15 protein-coding genes are annotated in these 24,032 nt (G+C 50.5%); 13 read left to right on the top strand and 2 right to left on the bottom strand.

The window, feature by feature from the left end; genetic code table 11:
- Positions 1-41: 41 nt before the first annotated feature.
- Both NIES2104_RS14215 and NIES2104_RS14210 read right to left on the bottom strand, forming a co-directional pair.
- Entirely contained in the window at positions 42-2,246 is a 2,205-nt protein-coding gene (locus NIES2104_RS14215; protein ID WP_058998822.1) for a Piwi domain-containing protein, read from the bottom strand.
- On the bottom strand, positions 2,243-3,064 hold the full coding sequence (locus NIES2104_RS14210) for a PD-(D/E)XK nuclease family protein (RefSeq protein WP_058998821.1): 822 nt from the start codon (positions 3,062-3,064) through the stop codon (positions 2,243-2,245). Before NIES2104_RS14210 ends, NIES2104_RS14215 begins: the two co-directional genes overlap by 4 nt.
- 131 nt (positions 3,065-3,195) lie before the next feature.
- Here NIES2104_RS14210 and NIES2104_RS14205 point away from each other — a divergent pair, with 131 nt between their 5' ends.
- The 13 genes from NIES2104_RS14205 to drmC all read left to right on the top strand — a co-directional run bounded on the left by NIES2104_RS14205 (position 3,196) and on the right by drmC (position 23,861).
- The gene (locus NIES2104_RS14205) at positions 3,196-3,669 is read left to right on the top strand and encodes a hypothetical protein (RefSeq protein WP_202815062.1); all 474 of its coding nucleotides are present in this window, start codon (positions 3,196-3,198) and stop codon (positions 3,667-3,669) included.
- On the top strand, positions 3,666-5,126 hold the full coding sequence (locus NIES2104_RS30840; protein ID WP_072218069.1) for a helix-turn-helix transcriptional regulator: 1,461 nt from the start codon (positions 3,666-3,668) through the stop codon (positions 5,124-5,126). The genes NIES2104_RS14205 and NIES2104_RS30840 overlap by 4 nt, the downstream gene beginning before the upstream one ends.
- A 21-nt stretch (positions 5,127-5,147) precedes the next feature.
- Positions 5,148-5,819: a DUF4186 family protein gene (locus NIES2104_RS14195; RefSeq protein WP_058998819.1), complete on the top strand. Its 672-nt coding sequence runs from the start codon at positions 5,148-5,150 to the stop codon at positions 5,817-5,819.
- Positions 5,803-6,813: a hypothetical protein gene (locus NIES2104_RS14190; protein ID WP_058998818.1), complete on the top strand. Its 1,011-nt coding sequence runs from the start codon at positions 5,803-5,805 to the stop codon at positions 6,811-6,813. Before NIES2104_RS14195 ends, NIES2104_RS14190 begins: the two co-directional genes overlap by 17 nt.
- Positions 6,810-8,111 (top strand): hypothetical protein, encoded by a 1,302-nt coding sequence (locus tag NIES2104_RS32385; RefSeq protein WP_058998817.1) that lies wholly within the window; start codon positions 6,810-6,812, stop codon positions 8,109-8,111. The genes NIES2104_RS14190 and NIES2104_RS32385 overlap by 4 nt, the downstream gene beginning before the upstream one ends.
- Positions 8,065-8,607, top strand: a complete 543-nt coding sequence (locus tag NIES2104_RS14180) for an ASCH domain-containing protein (protein ID WP_192843585.1) — start codon at positions 8,065-8,067, stop codon at positions 8,605-8,607. Before NIES2104_RS32385 ends, NIES2104_RS14180 begins: the two co-directional genes overlap by 47 nt.
- A 5-nt stretch (positions 8,608-8,612) precedes the next feature.
- On the top strand, positions 8,613-9,161 hold the full coding sequence (locus NIES2104_RS14175) for an AAA family ATPase (protein ID WP_058998815.1): 549 nt from the start codon (positions 8,613-8,615) through the stop codon (positions 9,159-9,161).
- 472 nt (positions 9,162-9,633) lie between these two features.
- Positions 9,634-12,894: a DISARM system SNF2-like helicase DrmD gene (gene drmD / locus NIES2104_RS14170; RefSeq protein ID WP_058998814.1), complete on the top strand. Its 3,261-nt coding sequence runs from the start codon at positions 9,634-9,636 to the stop codon at positions 12,892-12,894.
- Between the two features lie 11 nt (positions 12,895-12,905).
- Positions 12,906-17,006: a DNA methyltransferase gene (locus NIES2104_RS14165; protein WP_058998813.1), complete on the top strand. Its 4,101-nt coding sequence runs from the start codon at positions 12,906-12,908 to the stop codon at positions 17,004-17,006.
- A gap of 52 nt (positions 17,007-17,058) precedes the next feature.
- Entirely contained in the window at positions 17,059-17,646 is a 588-nt protein-coding gene (locus tag NIES2104_RS14160) for a Uma2 family endonuclease (protein WP_058998812.1), read from the top strand.
- Between the two features lie 157 nt (positions 17,647-17,803).
- Positions 17,804-21,205, top strand: a complete 3,402-nt coding sequence (gene drmA / locus NIES2104_RS14155) for a DISARM system helicase DrmA (protein ID WP_058998811.1) — start codon at positions 17,804-17,806, stop codon at positions 21,203-21,205.
- Complete coding sequence (gene drmB, locus NIES2104_RS14150; protein ID WP_058998810.1) at positions 21,202-23,061, top strand: DUF1998 domain-containing protein; 1,860 nt, start codon at positions 21,202-21,204, stop codon at positions 23,059-23,061. The genes drmA and drmB overlap by 4 nt, the downstream gene beginning before the upstream one ends.
- Positions 23,058-23,861 carry a DISARM system phospholipase D-like protein DrmC gene (drmC, locus tag NIES2104_RS14145; protein WP_202815061.1) on the top strand — a complete coding sequence of 268 codons (804 nt, stop codon included), beginning with the start codon at positions 23,058-23,060 and terminating at the stop codon, positions 23,859-23,861. Before drmB ends, drmC begins: the two co-directional genes overlap by 4 nt.
- Positions 23,862-24,032 lie beyond the last annotated feature (171 nt).

The following is a 24,032-nucleotide window of genomic DNA, read 5'->3' as shown; positions in this document are numbered from 1 at the left end:
CCTGAATCGCTCGATTGCAGCAACAAATTTACTCGCTCCGTTTACAACCAAAACTGGCGATCGCCCTCCAGTAAACTACTGGGGTAAATCCCCTGAAGCCGTAAGCCAGCCACCCGATCTGCGCCATAAATTGGCATGGGGAGACGAGGCGCTTTCAACGCCCCGTGATGCAGCAACGTGAGTTTCAGGGTGGTTTCTACCACTTGTTCGATGGGTGCGGGTTCTCCAGCTTCATGAACTGTCAAACGCAGGGGACGCGCTAACCCGACTCGCTCAGAGACTTGCGTTGTCACGAGTACAGCTTCACGCGAAGATAGCCGTAAGGCTAATCCTTGTAAGGGCGCAACCAAGGTTCTCTGATTCAAGTTGTATAGCCGTGGAATGCCGGATTTTCGGCACTCTACTAAAATGAACCTTGCTTGAATCGCCCTTGCTCGCTCCAACAGGTGCGGTATCTCCTGACCGCAAAATCGTCCATCGCGATAAATTAAGACTGTTTTGCCTTCCAACGTTGCTGGCAGCAGGCGTTCTAGCAGCCGCTGAGGAATTTCTTCTCCTTCCAGCAGCGCATCCTCCAAAACGTAGCGAATAAACTCGCCTTGTTTACCGTAGAGGCGAATACTGGCACAGGCATTCAGGGTTCCAGCAAGCCTAACTTTTGGCGATCGCGAGATGTCTAACCCAATAAAATAATCGGCAATTTCCAAGGGTTCCGCCAGGATAAAAGGCAAATTTCCCAACTTTGCCAATACCCCTGGAACCACTTGGTTGAGGATTTGTCCGTGTTCAACCCCGGTTAATGTGTCATCGTAAATGACTTGACTGGCAATATTGCGGCGCAGGAGCAGTGAGTACACGAGATGATAAAGGCTACCACCGTCATCACCATCGGCTTCGCGATCGCCCTGTGGCAAAAACGTCAATACAATATCAACCGGAACCGTAATCAGCTTATTAACAGCCTTTTCCAACGCAGCCCTTGCTTCAGCAGCACTGAGATCGGCAACCGACAATGCTTTACGATCGATGATTTCGCTTTCAAAGCCATAGCGCCTCAACCGTTGCTGAACCGCCTCCAAGAAGGCATTTACACTACCATCACACAACTTGAGGGCAGCAATCCGAATGATACCAGGATGAAAATTGGGATGACGATTGTAAACGCCGCCCGTTGAGAGTCCATGCAGAATGCGTCCTCGAACACCCGTTACCCCTTGACCAAACAGCAGTGGAGTTTGATCTAGCGGAACGGCTGGCTGCCAAAAGAGATCAGGATGCTCCAAACTATTCAAACTTCGTTCAATCTCAAAGCCGTATCTAAGGAGCACATCCATTGCCTGCGCTTTAAAGGTTCTCAGCAACCGTTGCCGCTCTGTGTGAGGAATTTTGGTGAACCGCAAAAACTGCCCATAGTCAAACCCAAACTGCCCAGCCGTTTCAGCCGTGATCGAAGGGCGAAGTGCGGAGAGTGGATAGTGAAAGAGTTTTTTGCCTTTGCCAAATTGGATCGCAACCACAAACTGGTCGTCTGGTGCAGTTTGAATCGCCTGGCGCGTTGCGCCACCCGCTGCCAGCTTGAGAAGGCGATCGCGGTGCTCCCGCAGAGTGCCAACTAACCGGACAATACTGCCGCTACCGCCCAAATCAAAATCTTGAACCGGTAAGCCAATCAGAACATCTTCCGGACTCCCTGGGTTGCTGGCGTAGAAATCCGCCAAACTCCCTGCAAATGCAATTTCGGTCTGAACTGCCAACGCCAACGCTGGGCGAGCTTGTCCTTGAAGCTCGATCGTCTCCGCCCAGAATTTAACTTTGCGATTCACGGTCAATCCTGCGATCGCTGTAACCAAGATCGGTCTGAAGGGCCGCCTAATTCTCAGAATCTGGAACGCAAGTTTAGATAAAACTGTAGATGTTGCAATTGCAGCATTGTCTTCTTGAAGCCGCAGGGATTGGTCAGACAGGTCGGGGAGATCCTGCTGAGTGATTGAAAGGGCTGCCTGACACTGCGACAGAGTGGGTCGAGGTCGTTGGCTTGGGGTCAGCAACCACAATCGACGCTCATGCCAGATGACTGTAGCTGCTTCCAATTTCTGCGAGAGATGAAAACTCAAGCGATTACCAGTCTCTTGATCGATTTCAGGGATCACCTCGTAACCAGCAAGGTTGGGTCGAGCGATCAACAATGGAAATACTTCACTGAGGAAAACAAGGTCTTGTGCGGGAGCCGTACTAATAGCGGTCATGCAGAAATCTCCTGAGCAGCAAATTGACAAACTCGGTTGAATGGGCAGTGTTGACACTGAAAACCAGGATTAGGTGGAAAAATGCGATCGAACTCCGCAGGATTCCGGCGATACTGCTTTTTCTCCATCTCATGCCGTTGAGCCAGCCGCGCTAGCTCGATGCGAATGGCATTCAGTTGGCTAGCAGTCGCAGTAACGGGTTCTGACCACTTGCAAAGTTCAAGGTTATAGAATGAAGCGATCGCTCGTTGGCGGGGAAACAAATAGCTGGCAGCTAGCAGGTAAACGAATGCCTGTCGTTCATCAAAATCCGAATGACCCGTCTTTAGATCCAGAATATGTAGCGTACCGTCTGGTTCGAGCAAGATGCAGTCGATCGCGGCGAACAGGTTAAACGCAGTGTTTCCCAAGTAAAGCTTGATTGGTTCTGGGAAACCCTCATCGCCTCGACTCAAGCTAAAAATTCTTTTTTTGAGAAGAACAGGATTTTCGTAGTACAGGGTTAAAATCCGGCTGAGGCGGTCACGCACTTCGTCAGATTCTTGGTCGAGCTTCAAAATCTGGGAGACTTGTGCGACTCCATCCCTATCCTTGAGCCGCTGGGGATCTGCATGAAACTCATAAACTCCCTGTTGCGCGAACAAGCCAATGGCTTGCGGAACGGTGTCTTCAGCTAAGATCGCAGCAATGTCAGATTCTCGCTTGCGAACTTTGGCATAGCCCCGCTTCATGTCACAGTGCCAGCGCTCCTGCCCGACCGCTGGGGCAAATAGCGACCAGAGATTATAGCTTGCGAACGGTAGCCAGATTTTGCCCATTTCAAAAATCTCCTCACACGGTTGCTCATATAAGGTTCTGCTTCAGTGCCTGCCCTCAAAGTCGAACCCCGAATCGGGAACATTCGAGACCTGCATTTGACACAATAGAATTGTTGTGTTAGCACTATAGCATGAGAACACAAGATTTTTGTTGTGTCATGATTCCACCCTTCAATCAGAACGGACTGCTCCCCCCTGGAATTCATACTGCGGCTTCATGGCAAGAGTTTGCGCGTCGGTTTGGGCACACTCCGCACCGTCAGAATCTGCTGTCAGGGATGAAGTCTGCTCTAGAAGGGATGCAAAAGGCGGGCTGTCGGGTGGTCTACGTGGATGGCAGTTTTGTAACGGCGAAGGAGCATCCCAATGACTTTGATATTTGCTGGGACACCACGGGGGTTGATCCCGATCTGCTTGATCCGCTGTTACTCAAGCTGGATAACGGTCGAATTGCCCAGAAGGTGAAGTATTTGGGCGAGTTCTTTCCAGCACAAATTTTTGAAGGGGTGAGCGGAAAAACGTTTCTAGAGTTTTTTCAGATTGATAAGGCAACGGGAAACCCTAAAGGCATTGTTGCCCTGAACCTGTGGGAGATATGGTCATGATTAAAAATGAGCGGCAATACCGCATTACCAAGGCTCAAATTGAAAAATTTTCAGATGCCCTTGCTCAACTGTCGGCTTCATCACAACAGGATCAATTCGTTCACCCATTGCTGCGGAAAGCCGAAAAAGAGGCAATGGAGTCACAGCTTGCCGAACTGCGTGCTCAACTTGAAGAGTATGAGGCATTGAAGGAGGGGCAACAAGCAGTGTTGGAATTGGACTCGCTTGAAGCACTCCCGCGTGCTTTGATTAAGGCACGAATTGCTGCTGGCTTGACTCAGAAAGACTTGGCTGAGCGATTGGGGTTGAAAGAGCAGCAGATCCAGCGTTACGAAGAGACAGAATATACCTCTGCCAGTTTTGCGCGATTGGTAGAAGTCAGTCGGGCAATCGGTATTCAAATGCGGGAAGAGATTTTGCTACCTAAAATTTCACCTGCTGACTTGTTGAGTCGCTTGAGTCAGGCTGGGATCGATCGCGATCTAATCCTCAACCGTTTTTTCCCTGCTTTGAGTGCTGACGATAGAAATGAAGGCGAGACTTCAACGAATGGTCTGGTGCTTCGCACAGCCACTGCTTTAAGGCGCGTGTTTGGATGGTCGCTGGCTGATTTGTTCAGTTCTAAACCGCTTCAGCTTAACTTGGCTCCCCTTGGAGCTGTTCACTTTAAGGTCACCGCAAAAGCAAATCAGCAACGGTTGAACGCGTACACAGTCTATGCTCATTTCTTGGCATTGCTTGTGCTGGAGACTACAGCAAATCTGCCAATGCAACCGATTCCAACAAATCCTAAAGAAGTTCGTGAAGCAATTTGTTCAACCTACGGTGAACTAACGTTCTCAAATGCTTTGCGATATGTTTGGAATCTGGGAATTCCTGTGCTGCCGCTCAAAGACGCAGGCGCATTTCATGGTGCATTCTGGCGTGTCAATGGTCGGAATGTAATTGTTTTGAAGCAGCGAACCCAGTCTTCAGATCGTTGGTTACTCGACCTTCTTCACGAACTCTGGCATGCTGCCCAAGAACCAGAGCGCCTCGAACGAACGATTGTTGAAGAAGGGGACATTGCACAAGATCGGCAAGATTCAGAAGAAGAGAAGACCGCTACAAAATTTGCAGAACACATTCAGCTTGAAGGGCGCAAAGAGGGTTTGGTTAAGATGTGTACCCAAGAAGCGAAAGGCAGCATTGAACGCCTCAAAAATGTCGTTCCTAAAGTTGCAGCTAGAGAGAATGTATCGGTTGGAGCTTTAGCCAATTACATGGCGTATCGGCTATCGCTTCAGGGTGAAAACTGGTGGGGTGCTGCTACCAATCTACAAACGGAAGACAGTGATCCGTGGCAGATTGCTCGCGACGTACTCCTAGAGAAAATCAACTTTGGAATTTTGAATGAGGTTGATCAAGCGCTCTTAATGAGAGCCTTGTCAGATCCTTTGCCTCAGCAGGAACTTTAGGAGTTATGGAGGTTAAACGCAATGTCGGATGATTGGAACGTTGAGGAGGAGTTAAAACCGCTCAAGCTGAAATGTACCAGTTCAGACTGCAAAAATGGGCAGCACGCCTACAAACCGACGCGAAAACAAAAGGCAGCGAACACAGTGGGTCAGTGTCGATCGTGTGATGAGTCGGCTCCCTTCGATTGGGAGCGATTACACAAGCTTGATCCTAGAGACATTGACTATACGATCGCTGCCTTGAAAAATGAGCGCATCCGTCAACACTACTGGACAAACAAGATCCCTCAGAAAGTCGAGAACTATGCGCGACGAAAAGGAGTGAGCGGGATGGAGACGGCAGTAGAGAAGCAGATTCGCAAATCTGTTGGTTCACCCGCCAACGGTTTTGATGGTCGCCAGACACCTGTGGAGGATTCAGCTAAAGTCAACGCAGTTCACTTTGCCCAGCACGCGACTGCTTCTTGTTGTCGCAAGTGTATGGAGTACTGGTATGGCATTTCTCAAGATCGATCGCTCACAGAACATGAAATATCGTATTTGTCTAACTTGGGAATGAGGTTCATTGGTGAACGATTTCCGCTTCTGACAGACAAGGGAGAGAAGATTCCAGCCATTCGCAGTCAGTCCGGTGAATCAGATACTAAACATCAAAACAGACGGAGTAAAAACTGTAATGGTGATCAACACTGAGGCTCTATCTGTACGCTATCGAGAAGCGTCTGTGAATTTGCGGAATAAACAGTTGCTGATCACAAACTTCCACAATACGCAGCAAGAAAATGATCTGACCGAGCCTCCGAACTGCAAAGGCTTTGGGCGTATTCGACACTTTCGACGATCAAGCAGCGATGTATGGTTGTCCAACCCATTACCGATCGATCCAGCCTGCAACGCACTCGATCTACGAGCAGCCAGCATGATTCGAGCGCAGGTTTTTCAAAGTGCAGCTTGTAATTGGCGGTGTTGGTATTGCTACGTACCGTTCGAGTTGCTAGCTGCAAATCGCAAATATTCTGACTGGATGAGTCCATCACAACTAATCGATCTGTACCTCGGACAGCCTGAGCCTCCCCCAATGATTGACCTGACAGGAGGACAACCTGACTTGGTTCCAGAATGGGTTCCCTGGATGATGGCTGAATTGAAACAGCGGGGCTTGGATCGACAAGTTTATCTTTGGTCAGACGACAATCTCAGTAACGATTACCTTTGGCGATTCCTGTCAGATGCCGATCTCGAACTGATGGCATCCTACCCTAATTACGGTCGAGTTTGTTGTTTTAAAGGGTTTAACTCCGAATCTTTTGCATTTAATACTCGTGCTGAAGCCGCTCTTTTTGACCAGCAGTTTCAATTGATGAAGCGATTACTGAGTTTAGGGATCGATCTCTACGCCTATGCCACGTTTACAACACCAGTAGACTCAGAAGTTGCCGTAGATATGGCTCGCTTTGTTGATCGACTTCAGGAAATCGATAGAAACCTTCCACTCCGAACGGTTCCGCTGGAAATTCAAACGTTCACTCCGGTCAAGGGACGCTTGGATGATGCAACCCAAGCAGCATTGAAGAACCAGTACCTGGCGATCGAAGCCTGGAAAACAGAATTGGAGAATCGTTTCTCCAGTATTGAACGATCTCAACCAATCACAGCTATCCCTTTACGCACAAACCAACTGCAATGACAATCACGAAAATTGAATCACAAGCGTTTGAACAGTCAGTTGAACGCTGGATTTTACATGCGCTCGCATCTGGAGTGAACACGTTTGATCAGTTAATCAAAGCACTCCCCAGCGTTGATCCAATTGTTGCTTTCAACGCACTGCAACGACTCAGTGCTGGTTCGTCTCTGCCTCAGAGTGCTTTAGAGCAACTGACGAATCCAGTGAAGCGGACGTTGACCAGATCTTTCTACGCCCGCTACCAAATCGGATTACCGCTGCCGCATCCGCTCGATTTTGACTGGCGATTTACTGATGCATCCGTTGAGTATTTGTTGAAATATTGTGAGGAACTCACAGCTTTTAATGATACGATAGTACTACTTGGAACTCCCAGTCTATTTCGAGGTGGACTTACACTGTCTTGGCAGCGCTCCATGATTTTGCTTGAGGCGAATGCAACGATGACAAATTACTTAAACTTATCAACATCTCGCTCTCAGGTTGTGCAGTCTGATCTGTTGAAAGATGAGATTCAAACGCGGTCAGCGGCAGCCGTCATGATGGATCCGCCCTGGTATCCCGAACACATTCAGTCATTTCTATGGAGCGCCTGCCAATTTTGCCACTTGGGTGGGCATATTTTTGCGAGTCTGCCACCAATTGGCACCAGACCTGGAATTGATCAGGAGTGGAAAAATACCTTGGCATGGGCAAACCGACTCGGACTTGAGCTTGTTCGTCGAGAAGAACTGTCGCTTTCCTACCTAACACCTGCATTTGAGCGTAATGCGTTCAGAGTAGCAGGAATTCCTGCTGTGGAACGGGATTGGAGACGAGGAGATTTAGCAATCTTTTCGCGCAAAAAACTTACTCAGCTTCCCCGTCCCAAAGTTGTCAGGCGGGAAGATATTTGGGCAGAAGTTAATTTGCTCGGTGTGCGAATTCGAGTTCGTCCTTGGTCTAGCTCAGAGTTTGAAAATCCCAAGTTAGTGCCAATCTTACCGGGCGATGTGCTCACCACCGTTAGTCGTCGAGATCCCCGGCGGCAATTAGCCGACATCTGGACATCCGGAAATCGAATCTTCATTTGTCGAGGGCGCAGTATACTTTGGCAAGTTTTGCAGGCGATTTCGACCGGAGACCAACCTCATGATGTCGTGGAAGTGTCTTTGAAGCGATCGCTGCATCCGAATGAAGTGGTACTCATTTCCGAAACAACCGAACAAATCTTGTCCCTCATTAGCACTGAACAAAAGGAGAACCTACTCTTTGAAGACCACTGGAACGATACAAACTTCGCTCTTGCCGCTAGTTAGAGAGCTACAGTCCGCTGTGGAAGGGGATGTATTTTGGGAAAGTTACCTGTCTCCCCTGCCGGAACAGACTGCGCTGCCATTCACGCTACATCTAGGCGTTTTTGTAGAGCCGTATCTCCAGTTCATCTTAGAAGGCAAAAAGACGATTGAATCTCGATTTGCTACCCGTCGATTTGCACCGTATAACCAGGTTGAGCAAGGGGATGTGATCCTGCTAAAGCAATCTTGTGGGCCTATCGTCGGAATTTGCCAAGTGACCCATTGCTGGTTTTACGAACTTGACCCAGAATCTTGGGAAACGATTCGACGCGACTTTACCCAGGCTTTGTGTGCTCAAAATCCAGAATTCTGGCAGCAGCGGCAGGCTGCTTGCTATGCAACTCTCATGAGAATTAAATCTGTTAAAGCCATTGAACCAATCCCATTTGCGAAACGCGATCGCCGGGGGTGGGTTGTTCTACAGTCTTGCGATCAACAGCTAAAACTTGAGCTTTAAGTTCTATGCAGCCAGCCGTCCTCGCTTTTTCAGGCAGTATTGCCAGTGGTAAATCAACCCTTTCCGAAGAACTCGCGAAGGTTCTCCAGTGGTCTCGCGTCAGTTTTGGAGATTACGTTCGATCTGTTGCCCGTAGTCAAGGGCTTACAGAATCGCGAGAAGTGCTTCAGGCGATCGGGGCAGATTTAGTAGAAAGAGATTTGGAAGGATTTTGTCGCGCAGTTCTAGCCCAAGCAGGTTGGCAGGTTGGACAGCCCATCATTATCGATGGCATACGTCACGTGAAAGCGCTTGATAGCTTGCGAAAGATCGTTGCACCCATGAAACTGTATCTGATTTTCGTCGCTGTTGATGAGGCTACGCGGTCAGTTCGATTGCTCGAAAGGGGAGTGACCAGCATGGAGAAATATCAGCATTTAGAGCAAGACTCTACTGAACAACAGGTAAAAGCTGCTTTAGCTCACACAGCTGATCTAGTAATTGATAGCAATTGTCTACTAAGGGAGAGTGTTAAGCAGGTAGCTGATTGGCTTGAATATACTGAATCAGCTTAATCAGACTCCTTTAAACCAAAACGAGGCTATATTCTTTTGCTTATTGCAACCCTCATACTTCTTCAGAATTAAGTCGCTTGGGGTAGAACTGAGTCGTCAAAGTAGGCGAGATTCTGGTAGAAACGACCGTACCAGAAATGGAATAGTATTAATTTTATACAAGCTATCGCAATAAGCTTAGCTTCCCCTCCTATCCAGCATTGCTGCGCTTCATCGTTGCTGGTTCAAATATGAGGATTCTGCTAAGTGACAAATATTACTCCTGACAATCGCTATCTGGGATTGTCAAGCTTTTTGTGGGAATCATATCTCATGTGACATCTGGTGATCGCCTACCTCAGAGGCTAAAGGACAGCCAACGGGTCTAGTGATCGTTCCAACCATTAAGAACGTTCCGTGCGCTGCGGATCACTGTATGTGATGCGCTGTGGATGCGGAAAATTTTGCTGCGTGTTTTTTTGGGTGAGTGCAAATGACGGCTGTTGCGGTTGGAAGTATTGTGCGCGTTCGCTCCCGGCAATATTTGGTTGAGGAGGTCCTAGCGAAGCATTCACCTCAAGATGATACGCGGGTGCGGCTTGCCTGCCTGGACGATGATGCCTTGAGCGAAGCGCTGGAAGTGCTTTGGGAGCGCGAAGTTGATGCCCGACATATTGGCACAACTTCCTGGGAATCCGTCGCTGTACGCGGGTTCGATAACCCCAAACTGTTTTCGGCTTACCTTCACACGCTGCGCTGGAGTTGCGTTACCTCTACAGATCCAAAGCTGTTTCAGGCTCCCTACCGGGCAGGTATCGAGGTGAAAGCCTATCAGCTTGAACCATTGCGGAAAGCCTTGCTGATGCCCAGAGTCGGGCTGTTCATTGCCGACGATGTCGGCCTGGGAAAAACGATCGAGGCAGGGCTGATTCTACGTGAGATGTTGATGCGCCAAAAGGTACGGAGGGTCGTCATCTCCTGTCCGCCTTCAGTCGTGCGGCAGTGGCAAGAAGAAATGGAGAGCCGATTTGGACTGACGTTTCTGATTGTCGATCGCGAGTTTGTCGCCAGTCGGCGGCGTGAGCGCGGCTATGGTATTAACCCTTGGACAACTCATACTCGCTTCATCATCTCCCACGCGCTGCTGCGCGATGAGACTTACGCAGCTCCGCTCCGAGATTGGCTAGGAGAATTCTCAGCAGGGGCAATGCTGATTCTGGATGAGGCGCACAACGCGGCACCGGCAAGTGGAGCCAAGTACGCGATCGACTCACAACTGACGCGAACTGTACGGGATTTAGCTCCCCGCTTTGAACACAAATTATTTTTATCTGCAACGCCGCACAACGGTCACTCGAATAGTTTTGCCGCCTTGCTTGAAATTCTCGATCCACAACGGTTCTGCCGAGGCGTACCCGTGCGAAATCACAAACTGCTGGATGCGGTAATGGTGCGACGGCTCAAAAGTGATCTGCGTGAGATTGGCGATGATTTTCCAGAGCGGATTGTGGTTCGTGTCAGCATTGATAACTTAGCCGATGATGCTCCAGAGCTTCAGTTGTCCCGGTTGTTGCAAGAATATCGGCAACTGCGGGAAGAACGGCTCAAGTCTGCGCCCAAATCGGCTCAGCGGGCAGCGGCATTAGTGCTGTTGTCGCTGCAAAAGCGGCTACTTTCGTCGATCGAGGCATTTGCCCGAACGTTGAAGGTTCATCAAACGGCGATCGCGAAACGTAGCAGCGAAGCGGCGAACACCAAACAAGCCAGCGCAGCCGCACAGGCAGCGCCTAAAAGCAGAAATACTCAATCGTTTCCTTTGCTGCAAGAGCCAGCAGGGGCTGATGACGATCGCGCCGAATTAACCGAAGACGAGGTGGAAGCAGAAGAAAACGCTCAGATGCGGATGGCAACCGATCAAGATGCTTGTGTTCCATCCGCACGGGAATTAGAACTGCTGGAGGAAATGACGCAGATTGCCAACGCCGCCCGTCATCTACCCGATCCTCGCATTCAAAAGTTAGCGCAATGGATTCGAGATCACCAATGCCCTGAGTTAGGCACGGCTGGCGCAGAGTGGAATCATCGCCGCGTCATCATTTTCACTGAATACACCGATACCAAACGCTATCTCCAGCAACAGCTACAGACGATCATTGCAGGTTCTGATCAAGAACATTATCGGATCTCGGTGTTTCACGGGGGTATGGGAGACGATCGACGGGAAGAAATCAAGCTTGCCTTCAACAGCGATCCTGCCAAACATCCGCTGCGAATTCTGATCGCGACTGACGCAGCCAGAGAAGGGGTCAATCTCCAAAACCAATGTGCTGACCTGTTTCACGCTGATTTACCGTTCAATCCATCCAGGCTTGAGCAACGGAATGGGCGGATCGATCGCAAACTTCAGCGATCGCCCGTTGTCCGCTGCCACTATTTTGTGTTGCCTCAGCGCACGGAAGACCGGGTACTGGATGTGCTGGTGAAAAAAACTGAGGTCATTCAAAGGGAATTAGGCAGCTTATCGCCTGTGTTGGAGCGCAATGTAGCGCGATTGTTGGCAGATGGCATTCGGCATGGGGAGGCAGAGCGGCTAGAAGCGGCGATCGCTAAAGCAGATCAGATTGATGAACCATTGCTCAATGCTGAAATTATCACGGAAGAACTGGAGCAAGTCAGGCTGCGGCGACAGGAATTAGAACAGCAGAATGCTTTGCTGCAAGGAATGTTGAGCGAGTCGCAGAAATGGTTGGGACTGGACGATCGCCACTTCCGCGATGCCATTTCTGCATCCCTGGAGATTTTAGGGGCTAACTCCCTCCAACCGATTGATCTAAACGCAGCAGCGCACGAGCCTGCGACAGCAAAATGGAATATTCCTGCACTTGATCAGCGGTTTGGGGCTGACCCAAGCTGGGCAACGACGCTGGATACCCTAAGAGCGCCTCGCAAACGCAGTCAAAAGTTGTGGGATTGGCGGCGGGAAGCCCCGATTCGTCCAGTCGTGTTTCGTGATCCGGGGTCGTTGGATGGTGAGGTGGTGCATTTGCATCTGGAACATCGCGTCGTGCAGCGATTGCTGTCGCGGTTTTTGGCGCAAGGATTTTTACATGATGAATTGACTCGCGCCTGTGTTTGCCTGACCGATCGCCCAATTCCGAGTGTGATTGTGCTGGGGCGGCTGTCACTATATGGCGATCGCGCTTCCCGGTTGCATGACGAAGTGATCGCAGTGGCAGCGGAGTGGATCGCACCAGAGGCGCGGGGGCGATCAAAACTGCGTCCGCTGGGTGAAAGCGAAAAAGATGATGTGTTGAAAGTTTTGGAAACCTCGCTGGCGAGTCCGCGTTTGCGTCAGGTGCCGGAATCAGTGCAGCAGCGTCTTAGCCAAGCGGCAGCGCAGGATGTCGAAGAGCTGAGGTCTCATTTAGATCGCCGTGCTACCGCGCTGATTGAACGTGTTCAGAAAAGGCTGGAGGCACGGGGACAGAAGGAGGCAGCGGAGATGCGGGCAATTTTAGAAGAACAGCGCGATCGCATCGTGAAACGACAAACAGAAATCGCAGGCGATCGCCAGCTCTCCATTTTTGAAGAAGCCCAGCAGCTAGAAGCGGATCGTCGCCATTGGGAACGGCGATTGCAGGCGCTAGAAGTTGAACTGGTCAGTGAACCCGCCCGAATTAAAGCTACCTATCAGGTCAAAGCCACACGAGTTGAACCTGTCGGCATCGTTTATCTGCATCCAATTTCGGGTTGAGGGGAGCAAAAATGGCAGTCGATCCAGAGATTTTGCGGCATAAAGAGTGGTTGGGCTTCCTGCAACCTGTCGGTTTGGTCGTCTCGCCGCCAGCCTTGATCAAAGCACAGGCGATCGTCAATCGCAACGTGGTAGACCTGCAACAATCGCTGTTATCGGTGATTAGCCGCGATTTGCAGTTGGTTGACGATAATCGCGCCTGGATTTTTGACTTCCCCGCATTCACAGTGAATGTGTTGGACTGGGAGCCAAGCGATCTGGTTAGCGGCGATGACCTCAAAGATTTGAAAGTGGCGTTGCCAGATTATGGTGAAATTCTTGCACCCAGCTATGCGGTGCAGGACGGTGAGGATTGGCTGATGCTGATTCAGGTGATTGCTCCGGGGGCAAGCCTGGATGAAGTAGATACGGTTCACGAGAAGGCTGGGAAATGGTCTGCCAGTCCCGAGGCAAAGTTTGAGCGATTGCTGCGTGAGACGGGTGTTCCGATCGGTATTTTATGCAACGGCACAGAAGTTCGACTAGTATACGCACCGAAAGGTGAATCGTCGGGTCATCTAACGTTCCCAGTGCAGGCAATGTGTGAGGTATCGGGGCGGCTGATTCTAGGTGCGCTGGAGATGCTGCTGTCTGCCTATCGGCTGTTTATGGCTCCTGTGGGACGGCGGCTAAAGGATTTGTTGGAAGAGAGCCGCAAGTATCAGGCAGAGGTTTCGACCACGCTGGCAAATCAAGTTGTGGATGCGCTGTGGGAACTGCTGCGCGGTTTTCAGATGGCGGATGCGGCGACCAATGGCAGGCTGCTAGGTGAAATGGCGACTCAAAATCCACAGCATATCTATGGCGGGCTGATCACGACTCTGATGCGGCTGGTATTCCTGCTGTATGCCGAAGACGAGGGGCTGATGCCGGGGGACGATCTGTATCAGCACAACTATGCCGTTTCAGGTTTGTTTGAACGGCTCCGCGCTGATGCTGGTAACTACCCGGACACGATCGATCAGCGATATGGTGCGTGGGCGTGGCTGTTGAGTTTGTTTCGGCTAGTGTATGACGGCGGTGGAGAAACTCCAGAGTATCTACCTGCAAGACATGGGCAATTGTTTGACCCGGATGAGTATGCGTTTTTGGAGGGACGATCGCAAGGCACTCAATTTACCTCTGGAGAACCGATCGAACCACCTCGCATTCCTGATGGTGTCGTGTATCGAATGCTTGATCGGCTGTTGATGCTGAAAGGAGAGCGATTGTCGTATCGATCGCTGGATGTGGAGCAAATCGGCTCTGTTTACACTGGCGTTGCGGGTTATGCGGTTGAGCGGGCGGAAGGCACATCGATTGCAGTGCGCCCACAGCACGTCGTGATCAATCTGGAAACACTCCTAGCAGCCAAACCAAGCGATCGCCCCAAGCTTTTACAAGAGTGGGCAGCGTGTAAGGTTACGGGGAAGGCTTTAGGCGACTTGAAGTCAGCAAAAACAGCGGCAGATTTAACAGCAGCGTTGGGTCGAAAAGTTTCACCACGCACACCGAATTTACTAACTGCTGGGGCACTATATTTGCAGCCGAATGATGAAAACCGAAAAACGGGATCGCACTATACACCGCGAGTCATGACAGAACCGATTGTGCGAACAGCTTTGCGCCCAGTGTTAGAAGCATTGGGGGAACAGCCCACAGCGGAGCAGATTCTGTCGCTCAAGGTATGTGATGTTGCGATGGGAAGTGGAGCATTTTTGGTAGAAGCCTGTCGTCAGTTGGCAGATGCGGTTGAGGTGGCGTGGAACCGGGATGGGTTGCCGGAAAACTTGCCAGAGGGTGAGGAGCCGTTATTATTTGCACGGCGATTGGTGGCGCAGCGGTGTTTGTACGGTGTAGACAAAAATCTATTTGCTGTTAATTTAGCGAAGCTATCACTATGGCTATTTACGCTCTCAAAGCACCAGCCGTTTACCTTCTTGGATCACTCGCTAAGATGGGGTGATTCGTTAGTAGGAGTGCCGCGTAAGCGGATTCGTAAGTTCAGGAATGAGCAGTTTTATCAGTTAACGCTGGATGATCATCAACGACGTTTAGCTACAGAAGCGGCAGAAGCAGCAGAGACAGCAAGGATTTTAGATGCTCGGTCAGAGATTCAAAGTTCAGATACTCAAACGGATGCTGATGCGACTCAAAAATTTTGTCGTTTAAGAGTATTTGAGGATTTACTTCATAGTTCCAGAATGGCAGCCGATCTGATGGTGTCAGCCTTTTTTGAGGGAACTACCCAAAAGCAGCGGGATGAAAGACTCCAAGCATTTTTAGCACTTCTGAAAATTTATGACGCAGAGGGATTGGATGTAAACCCGGCAAAGGAAGGTCTAGAGGCAGATGCAATCATCCAAGCAGGGCTAGAAGGCAAGACCAGTAAACAGCGGCAGCAGAAACTACAGGATTATGGTGGCAAGTTACTCGCTTACGAAACGGGTTGGGCAAACTCTGAAGAGGTACTACAAGCTTCAAACCGACTTCGGAATAGGAAACGTGGGGTTACTCCGTTCAATTGGGAGTATGAATTTCTGGAGGTGTTTGAGCGTGAGAATCCAGGGTTTGACTGCATTATCGGCAATCCACCCTTTGCAGGCAAGAACACTATCATCAATGGCAATGCGGAAAATTATCTCAATTGGTTAAAGGAAGAATATCCCGAATCTCACGGCAATTCTGATTTAGTTGCCTATTTCTTTCGACAAGCATTCAAGTTGCTTAAGCAAGGTGGCACGCTGGGGTTAGTCGCCACAAATACGATCGCTCAAGGCGATACGCGCAGCACGGGGTTACGCTGGATTTGTGAGCAGGGTGGCACAATCTACAACGCTCGTAAACGGGTGAAGTGGGCAGGACAAGCGGCTGTTGTAGTAAGCGTGATTCATATCTACAAGGGGTTGTATAAAGAAGCGAAAATTTTAGACGGTAAAGAAGTTCCGTTTATTTCTGCGTTTCTATTTCCTAAAGGTGGAAACAACAATCCAAATACAGTGCTGGCGAACGCTGATAAAAGTTTTGTTGGTAGCTATGTTTTGGGCATGGGTTTCACCTTTGATGACACCAATGAAGATGCAACGTCGATCGCTGAAATGCATCGTTTAATCGAAGAAGCTCCCCGCAATCAAGAACGCATCTTTCCCTACATCGGCGGTGAAGAAGTCAATAGTAACCCAAATCATGCTCACCATCGCTATATAATCAACTTTTTTGATATGAGCGAAGAGGAGGCATGGGAGTACCCTGATCTAATGCAAATTGTGAAAGAAAAGGTCAAGCCTGAGCGAGATTTACAAAAGCGAGATGCTTTGCGTATTCGGTGGTGGCAGTATGCAGAGAAAAGACCAGGATTGGTTAGGGCGATCGCGGAGTGCGATCGAGTATTAGTTACTGCTCGTGTTAGCCAGCATTTCTCATTCGCATTTTTACCAAGCGGGATGGTTTACTCTGATTCGCTGGTAGTCATGCCGAGCAATACCTATTCCGTCTTCGCGGCACTTCAATCTCGTCTGCATGAAATTTGGTGCAAGTTTTTTGGCTCATCTTTGGAAGATCGATTTCGCCATACACCCTCTGATTGCTTTGAAACCTTCCCCTTCCCCGAAAATTGGGAAACCAATCCCGCTCTAGAAGCGATCGGCAAACAATACTATGAATTCCGCGCCGAGTTGATGGTTCGCAACAACGAAGGATTGACCCAAACTTACAACCGCTTCCACGACCCCAACGAATTCGATCCCGATATCCTCAGACTGCGCCAACTGCATGAAGAATGCGATCGCGCCGTCCTGGATGCCTACGGGTGGAGCGACATCCAATCCCAATGTGAATTCCTGCTTGACTACGAAGACGAAGAAGAAGAGGACGACGAAACTACCAAACGACAGCGCAAAAAGCCCTATCGCTATCGTTGGAACGAAGCCACCCACGACGAAGTGCTGGCGCGACTGCTCGATCTCAATCAGAAACGTTACGAACAAGAAATTCTAGGCGGCAAGTCAGCAGAGAAAAAAGGCAAATCGAAAGGCGCAAAATCAAAGAAGGCTGGGCGATCGAATACCCCAACTCTACCTGGACTAGAGGCATAACTTATACTAGAAGCACTTCTCAAATCGTCAGTCTTCACCACGAGCTATGTTTATGGCGATCGCCACACAAAAACTCACTTTTGAAGAGTATCTCGCCTACGATGACGGCACAGACACGCGCTATGAACTGGTCGATGGAGAACTGGTGCCCATGAGTTTGGGAACTGGTAAACATGGGGCAATCATTCACTTTGTAGTCCGGCAGCTTGAGGATACCTTGACGCAATCCGGGCAACCTTGGGTTGCGCTGCCTGCCCTAGTCGGTGTCCGCTCTCCCCGTGGGCGAAATTGGGATACTTCCCGCATTCCCGATGTCACCGTTCTAACGGTTGCCCAGTGGGAAGCCATGAGCGATCGCGAAGCCGTGATCAACCTCAACGAGCCGCCTCCAATTCTAGTCGTCGAAGTCGTTAGCCCCTCCACAAAAACTGATGACTACCGCTCAAAACGCGCTGAATATGGGCTGCTAGAAATCCTGGAATATTGGATTGTTGATCCTCTGGAAGCAAAAATTACTGTTTGCATCCTGGAAAGTCAATTTTATGACTCTACAGAGTTTTGTGGAGATGACTTGATTCAATCCCCCACCTTTCCAGACCTCAACCTGACCGCCGCTCAAATCCTGGCAGGCAAGCTGTAACTGCAAACAAACGCTGATTGGGTCGCGAAAATCGTGAACGCTCAGTAAATTCTGCGATCGCCTCATCAAAGCTTTGTGAAATCTGAGCGACCTTCCGGGATTATCAGGAAGTTGTGGGCATTCTGAGATCAGTGCCCTCCTTCCTGACAGGCTACTCATGCCATCTACGACTCCCACTGACGTTCGATCGCACCTGATTGATGCCCTTCAGCTTGACCTGATCGGTCCTGCTCCCGATGACGAGCTTCACGCCGCAGAGATCATTCCCCAACCGCCTTCCAAGTGGTATCTCACCGGGTTTCTAGTGCCCTATGACGCACCAGCAGCGCAGCGATCGGACGATACAGGAGACGATGAACTGGATGCGGTTAGCGGTGCGGGAGTTGGAGATGATGAAGCAATTCCTGAAAAAAGCCCTGCCCGTAAAGGCTTCTTCCCATCTTCAATGGGCGTGAGCCTGCTGGTGCCACCTCACACTCAGACTTTACAGGTCACGGCTTGTTGGGGAGACTACGTGCCCTTGCCCACCGAATCATCGGAGGAAGCCACGACAAAAACGACGTTACGAATCGGCTCCTGGCAACGTATCCCCTGCCATGCCGAACTGGTGGTGCCAATTCAGGCTCAAGATACACCACTAGAGCTAGACATTCCCGACAGCAAAGGGTTGAAGCTCCTGGTTTCTGTCCGTTCGGTCTCTTCAGAGAACCTGGTGCCAGCGGGTACTCGCTCTGTCTCTATCTTCTTGGTCAATCAGCGTCGCCCAGCGCCCAATAAAGCTCCTGACGCGGCTCATGCTTTTCAGACCAGCCTCACCATTCAAACTGAAGACTCCCTGGTTCCTCGACCCGACCTCCGGGGTGGCAACGGAGAAGACTGGGATGAGAGCGTCGCAGATTTGCAGTATCGCGATGACTATGAATTTGCGGTGGGTCACAATGTCTCGGCGATCGCTGTCGTGGAACCGGGTGGCATCTGTCGCAAAGTTTGGACTGCCTGGATTCCCACTGCTGATGTCGAGAAGGTCATTCCGACTCAGGTTCCGGGTGTGGAACTGGGGATGGAAAATTTAGCTGCCGCCCCCACACCTGCCGCTCTACGTGAACTGCTGCATCCGATGGTCGATGCTTATGCAACCTGGATAGTTGAACAGCGATCGAAAGCACCAACTACACCCAAGCACCGGGCAGAAACTGCCAAAGATTTACTCAATCGGGCAGTGATTGCCAACCAAAGGATTGCGGCTGGTTTACAGGCAATGAATGATCCGCTGGTGTTTGAAGCCTTTTGTATTGCCAACCGATCTGTGGCGCGGGCGATCCGCCAACGACTCACCCATGACCAGGAAGGTGTCACCCCAGAATCCCTATCGGCTCCGAAATGGCGACCCTTCCAGCTTGCTTTCTTACTGATGAACATTGTTGGAATTGCCAATCCAGAACATGGCGATCGCGAACTGGTAGACCTCCTCTTCTTCCCCACGGGTGGCGGGAAGACTGAAGCCTATTTGGGGTTAGCTGCCTTCACCCTGGTACTCCGTCGCCTCCGCAATTCTGGCATTCACTCCGCAGGGTTAAGTGTACTTATGCGCTATACGCTGCGCCTGCTCACCCTGGATCAGCTAGGTCGAGCCGCAACGCTGATCTGCGCCCTTGAATTGGAGCGGCAAAATGACGTAGAAAAGCTTGGCAAGCATCCGTTTGAGATTGGGCTGTGGGTCGGTCAAGCCGCTACACCCAATAAGATGGGCAAAAAGGGAGACAACGACCCCCACAGTGCCCGTACTCGGACGATCGCCTATCAGAATAACGATCGGCAAAAGTCGTCTCCCATTCCCCTAGAAAACTGTCCCTGGTGTGGCACCCGGTTTACGCGCAATTCGTTTGAACTTCTGCCAGATGCCAACGAACCCAATGAGCTAAGAGTTCGATGTATTAGCCGCAAGTGCCAATTCAATCGCAACCAACCTCTACCCATCCTGACAGTTGATGACCAAATTTATCGTCGTCTACCCTGCTTTATCATTGCGACGGTTGATAAGTTCGCTAGTTTGCCCTGGGTCGGTGAAACCGGAGCCTTATTTGGACAAGTAGAACGCTTTGATCAAGACGGCTTCTATGGTCCGTGTAAACCTGGACGGGGACAGCCCTTAAGTCAGGCACTCCCTCCCCCCGATTTGATTATTCAAGATGAACTTCACCTGATTTCGGGACCGCTGGGAACAATGGTCGGGCTGTATGAAACTGCGATCGATGCCCTCTCAACGCTGACCCAGGGTGACAAGCGCATTCGCCCTAAGATTGTTGCCTCTACTGCCACGGTACGACGAGCCACTAAGCAAATTCGTGCCTTGTTTGGTCGAGACGCAGTGGATGTATTTCCGCCGCCCGGACCCGATCGCCGCGATTCCTTTTTTGCCAAAACCGTTCCTGCGACTGAGAAACATGCCCGCGCCTATGTCGGTGTTGCCGCTCAGGGACGCAGTTTGAAGGTGGTGCTGCTGCGAACCTACCTGGCACTGCTAGGGGCTGCTCAGAAAGATTGGGAGTTGGCAGGTGGGGGGAAGAATCCCAATAATCCTGCTGATCCCTACATGACCTTGCTAGGCTACTTTAACTCGCTCAGAGAACTCGGCGGCAGCCGTCGAATCGTTGAGGACGAAGTGAACGCCCGACTGACGCAATACAGTCAGCGCCAACGCGCAGGTGAGCCGGAAGGCTCCTTTGCCGATCGTAAAATTAGTGACCTGCCCCTAGAATTAACCTCTCGTGTGAGTACGAACGAGGTTGCCGATACCAAGCGTCGTTTAGCCTTGCCCTTCCACGAGAAAGAGCGAGTTGATGTGGCGCTGGCAACCAACATGATCTCGGTGGGGTTGGATATTACCCGTCTGGGTTTAATGGTCGTGTTGGGTCAGCCAAAAACGGCAGCAGAATATATCCAGGCGACGAGCCGCGTGGGGCGAGATGAGAATCGACCGGGTTTGGTGATTACGCTGCTCAATGTCCACCGTCCCCGCGATCGCTCCCACTATGAACGATTTCAAGCTTGGCACACGACCTTTTACCGGGCAGTGGAAGCCACCAGCGTCACGCCTTTCTCTCCCCGTGCGATCGATCGAGGAATTGCTGCAATTACGGTGGCACTGGCGCGACTGGGCGATTGTCGGATGACGGCTCCGATTCGAGCGATCGATATTCTGCAACACCGCAAAGCGTTGGAATCGGTGGCAGATGTGATTGCTCAACGAGCAGAAATGCATGACAAAGAGTTAGATGCCGTTGAAGCCGATGCCTTGCGGCAAAAGGTAAAAGGGCGAGTCCGAGATTTATTGGATACCTGGGAGCATATTGCCAGTCAGAAGATCATGCTTCAGTATCAGCAGGAAGTTGGGCAAGCCCCGCCGCTGTTATTTGATCCACTTGACCCGGAACTGGAACGACAGCCTTTAGAAGCACGCAAATTCAAGGCGCAGCGCAGTTTGCGGGATGTTGAACAAACCGTGAATCTGTGGGTCAGGAACCCGGATGGTTTTGAAGTGGAGGAGGACGACGCATGACGGGAAAAGGAAAACGCCCTGCTTCTGGAGAGATTCGGCAGAGCCAGATTCTTTCGACGTTTGGACCTGGGGCAATGATGGACTTGCCAAATCATTCGGTGCTGATTGGCGGGTTGAACCACTGGAAAGGCGATCGGCGGCGAATTTATGAAGATCGCTTGGCAGGGCGCGTGTGCGAACTGTTGGACGTGAATTCGATCGCATTGTATGCGCCTCCTGTCGATGAGCAAGACCCTAAAGCTTCCCGCAGTGGAATTACGTCCTTTGTCTTCCCTACCTGGTTTGTGGCACAGATCGAGGAGTTTTGGCAGGCTCCGAACAAGCGGCAATACCGGACTCGTCCCTTGTTGCCTTGGGGCAGTCTGGTGAAGGGAAGATACCTCAGTTTGGAAAAGAAAAAAGTCCCAGTTGTCCCAGTGCGGTTTGTCCAAGCCTGTGTAAATGGTCATATCAGCGACATTAACTGGTACCGTTTTGTCCATAGCGAAAGTGCCAACTCAGATTGTCGAGGGCAGCTCTGGTTAGATGAAGGCGGTTCGGGAAACGACTTTGTGGACATCTTTGTTCGTTGTGAATCTTGCCAAGCACGGCGACCGCTTTCGGATGCCACCGTTCCGAATGGCAAAGTTTTAGGATCGTGTGAAGGGCACCGTCCCTGGCTTGGACCTGCGGCGAAAGAACTGTGTGTCTCACCGTTGACAGGAAAGCCGGAGTTGAATCGTTTGTTGGTTCGCTCTGCCAGCAATGCCTATTTTGCTCAAGTCTTGAGCGTCATCTCGCTACCGGATGCCGATGAAGTCCTGCGGAAAGCGGTGGATTTAGTCTACGAAGACTTTCTCCAATTTGCGGAAGACGTTAGTGATGTTAAACGCGATCGCAAAAAACAGAAAGTTGGCGCGGCGATCGAAGGATTTAGCAATGAGTCAATTTGGGCAGAAATTAAACGTCGCCAGAATGGAACGTCCGATAAACCGAAGAGTATTAAACAGGTTGAGATTGAAACGCTGCTCTCCCAACCCATCGAAGTCGGGGAAGATGCTCCAGAAGGGGATTTCTATGCCCGAACGCGACAGATTGACGGTCTGAAACCGCTACTAGCATCCCGAATTGACCGGATTGTACTGGTGCATCGATTGCGGGAGGTGACTGCTCAAATTGGGTTTACCCGGTTTGAAGCGGCAATGCCAGATATCGATGGTGAGTTATCTTTGAATGTTCGACGAGCCGCGATCGATCTGGAACCAACTTGGGTGCCAGCGATCGAAAATAAGGGAGAGGGAATTTTCATCTCCTTTCGTCAAGCGGCGATCGAGCAGTGGCGTAACCGAGATGCCGTTCAGAAGCGAGGTCTTGACCTGTATAAAGGCTTTGAAGAATGGCGGAGTCAACGAGGCATTGATCCAGATAAAGCCAAGTTTCTCGGACTGCCCTACATTATGTTGCACTCCTTATCGCACCTCTTGATCACGGCAGTTTCGCTGGAGTGTGGCTATGCTGCCAGTTCAGTTCGAGAGCGAATTTATGCCGGGGAGTCTGGGTATGGCATTTTGCTTTACACGGGTACATCTGGCTCTGAAGGCACATTGGGTGGATTAGTCCAGGTTGGTAAACGCATTGAATATCACCTGACAACCGCTCTAGAAATGGGCAAGCTCTGCTCTAATGATCCCGTCTGCGCTCAACACCAGCCCAGTAATCGGCAGGAAGATCGGTTGCTGCATGGAACTGCCTGTCATGGCTGCTTGTTGATTGCAGAACCTTCCTGCGAACGCCGCAATGAGTTTTTAGATCGGGCATTAGTCGTTGATACCGTTGAGGGTTTAGGGGCAGAATTTTTCCAAACCGGGAGGCTATGATGTCTGCCTTTCTCAAACTCAGCCGTCCTGCCTTGGTAGGACTTGCGGCAGCCCTAGAAACAGGCAGGCTATGCCCACCTTATTTGCTTACCGCGATCAAAGGTTATGTTCCGAATTGGCTCTGCCTGGATGTGATTGATGAACTGAATCGGATGACTGAAATAGGATCATCTCCTACCCACATCGCCTACACACTCAACCTATTGGCATCAGAGCGAGCGGCATCACAGCAGGTACGCGATCGAGTTGAGTTAGTGTGGACGGGGCAGGAGGTGATTGGCTCTGAGAGTCGTGATACAGCTGTTGTGGTGCGTGAACTATTCAGTACCGCCAAGCGGAGTGTATTGATCTCAAGTTATGCGATCGATCGAGGTGAGAAAGCGCGTGCCCTCTTTGAGGGGCTGGCAAGCCGCATGGATAGTGATCCATCGCTACGGGTACGGATGTTTCTGAACGTTCAACGTCCTCATGGGAGTGACGAACCAGAATCAATATTGCTGCAAAAGTTTGCAAATACGTTTCGTCGAGACATCTGGACTGGAAAACGCTTACCAGAAGTATTTTACGATCCGCGTTCCCTGACAGTCGGGGTAGAAGCGAAAGCCTGTCTACATGCCAAGTGCGTGGTGGTAGATGAGGAGCGTGTGCTGGTTACGTCCGCCAACTTCACAGAAGCGGCTCATGAACGAAACATTGAGGCAGGAGTACTTTTAGCCGATCCGATCGCAGCGCGGGCAGTCCGTTCACAGTTTGAAAATCTTGTTTCAAAATCGATATTACATCAAATTTCCGGGCTATAGAAATTTTCCACCACATTTTTGAACTCTGATGCATGGGCGAGTCAGGGCACAAACTGAAGTTACCACTCTCTTTAAGTACGGATTGATTGCTGTAGGAATCCAGCTTGATTTTTGAACACAATGGGCGAGAATACGGAAACCCCTAAGAACAGTTTTCAGTATAGAGAAGCA

It is taken from the genome of Leptolyngbya sp. NIES-2104 (genome assembly GCF_001485215.1).
Lineage (GTDB): Bacteria > Cyanobacteriota > Cyanobacteriia > Leptolyngbyales > Leptolyngbyaceae > Leptolyngbya.
The sequence above is the reverse complement of the archived record's forward strand: the minus strand, read 5'-3'. Positions and strand labels throughout refer to the sequence as shown.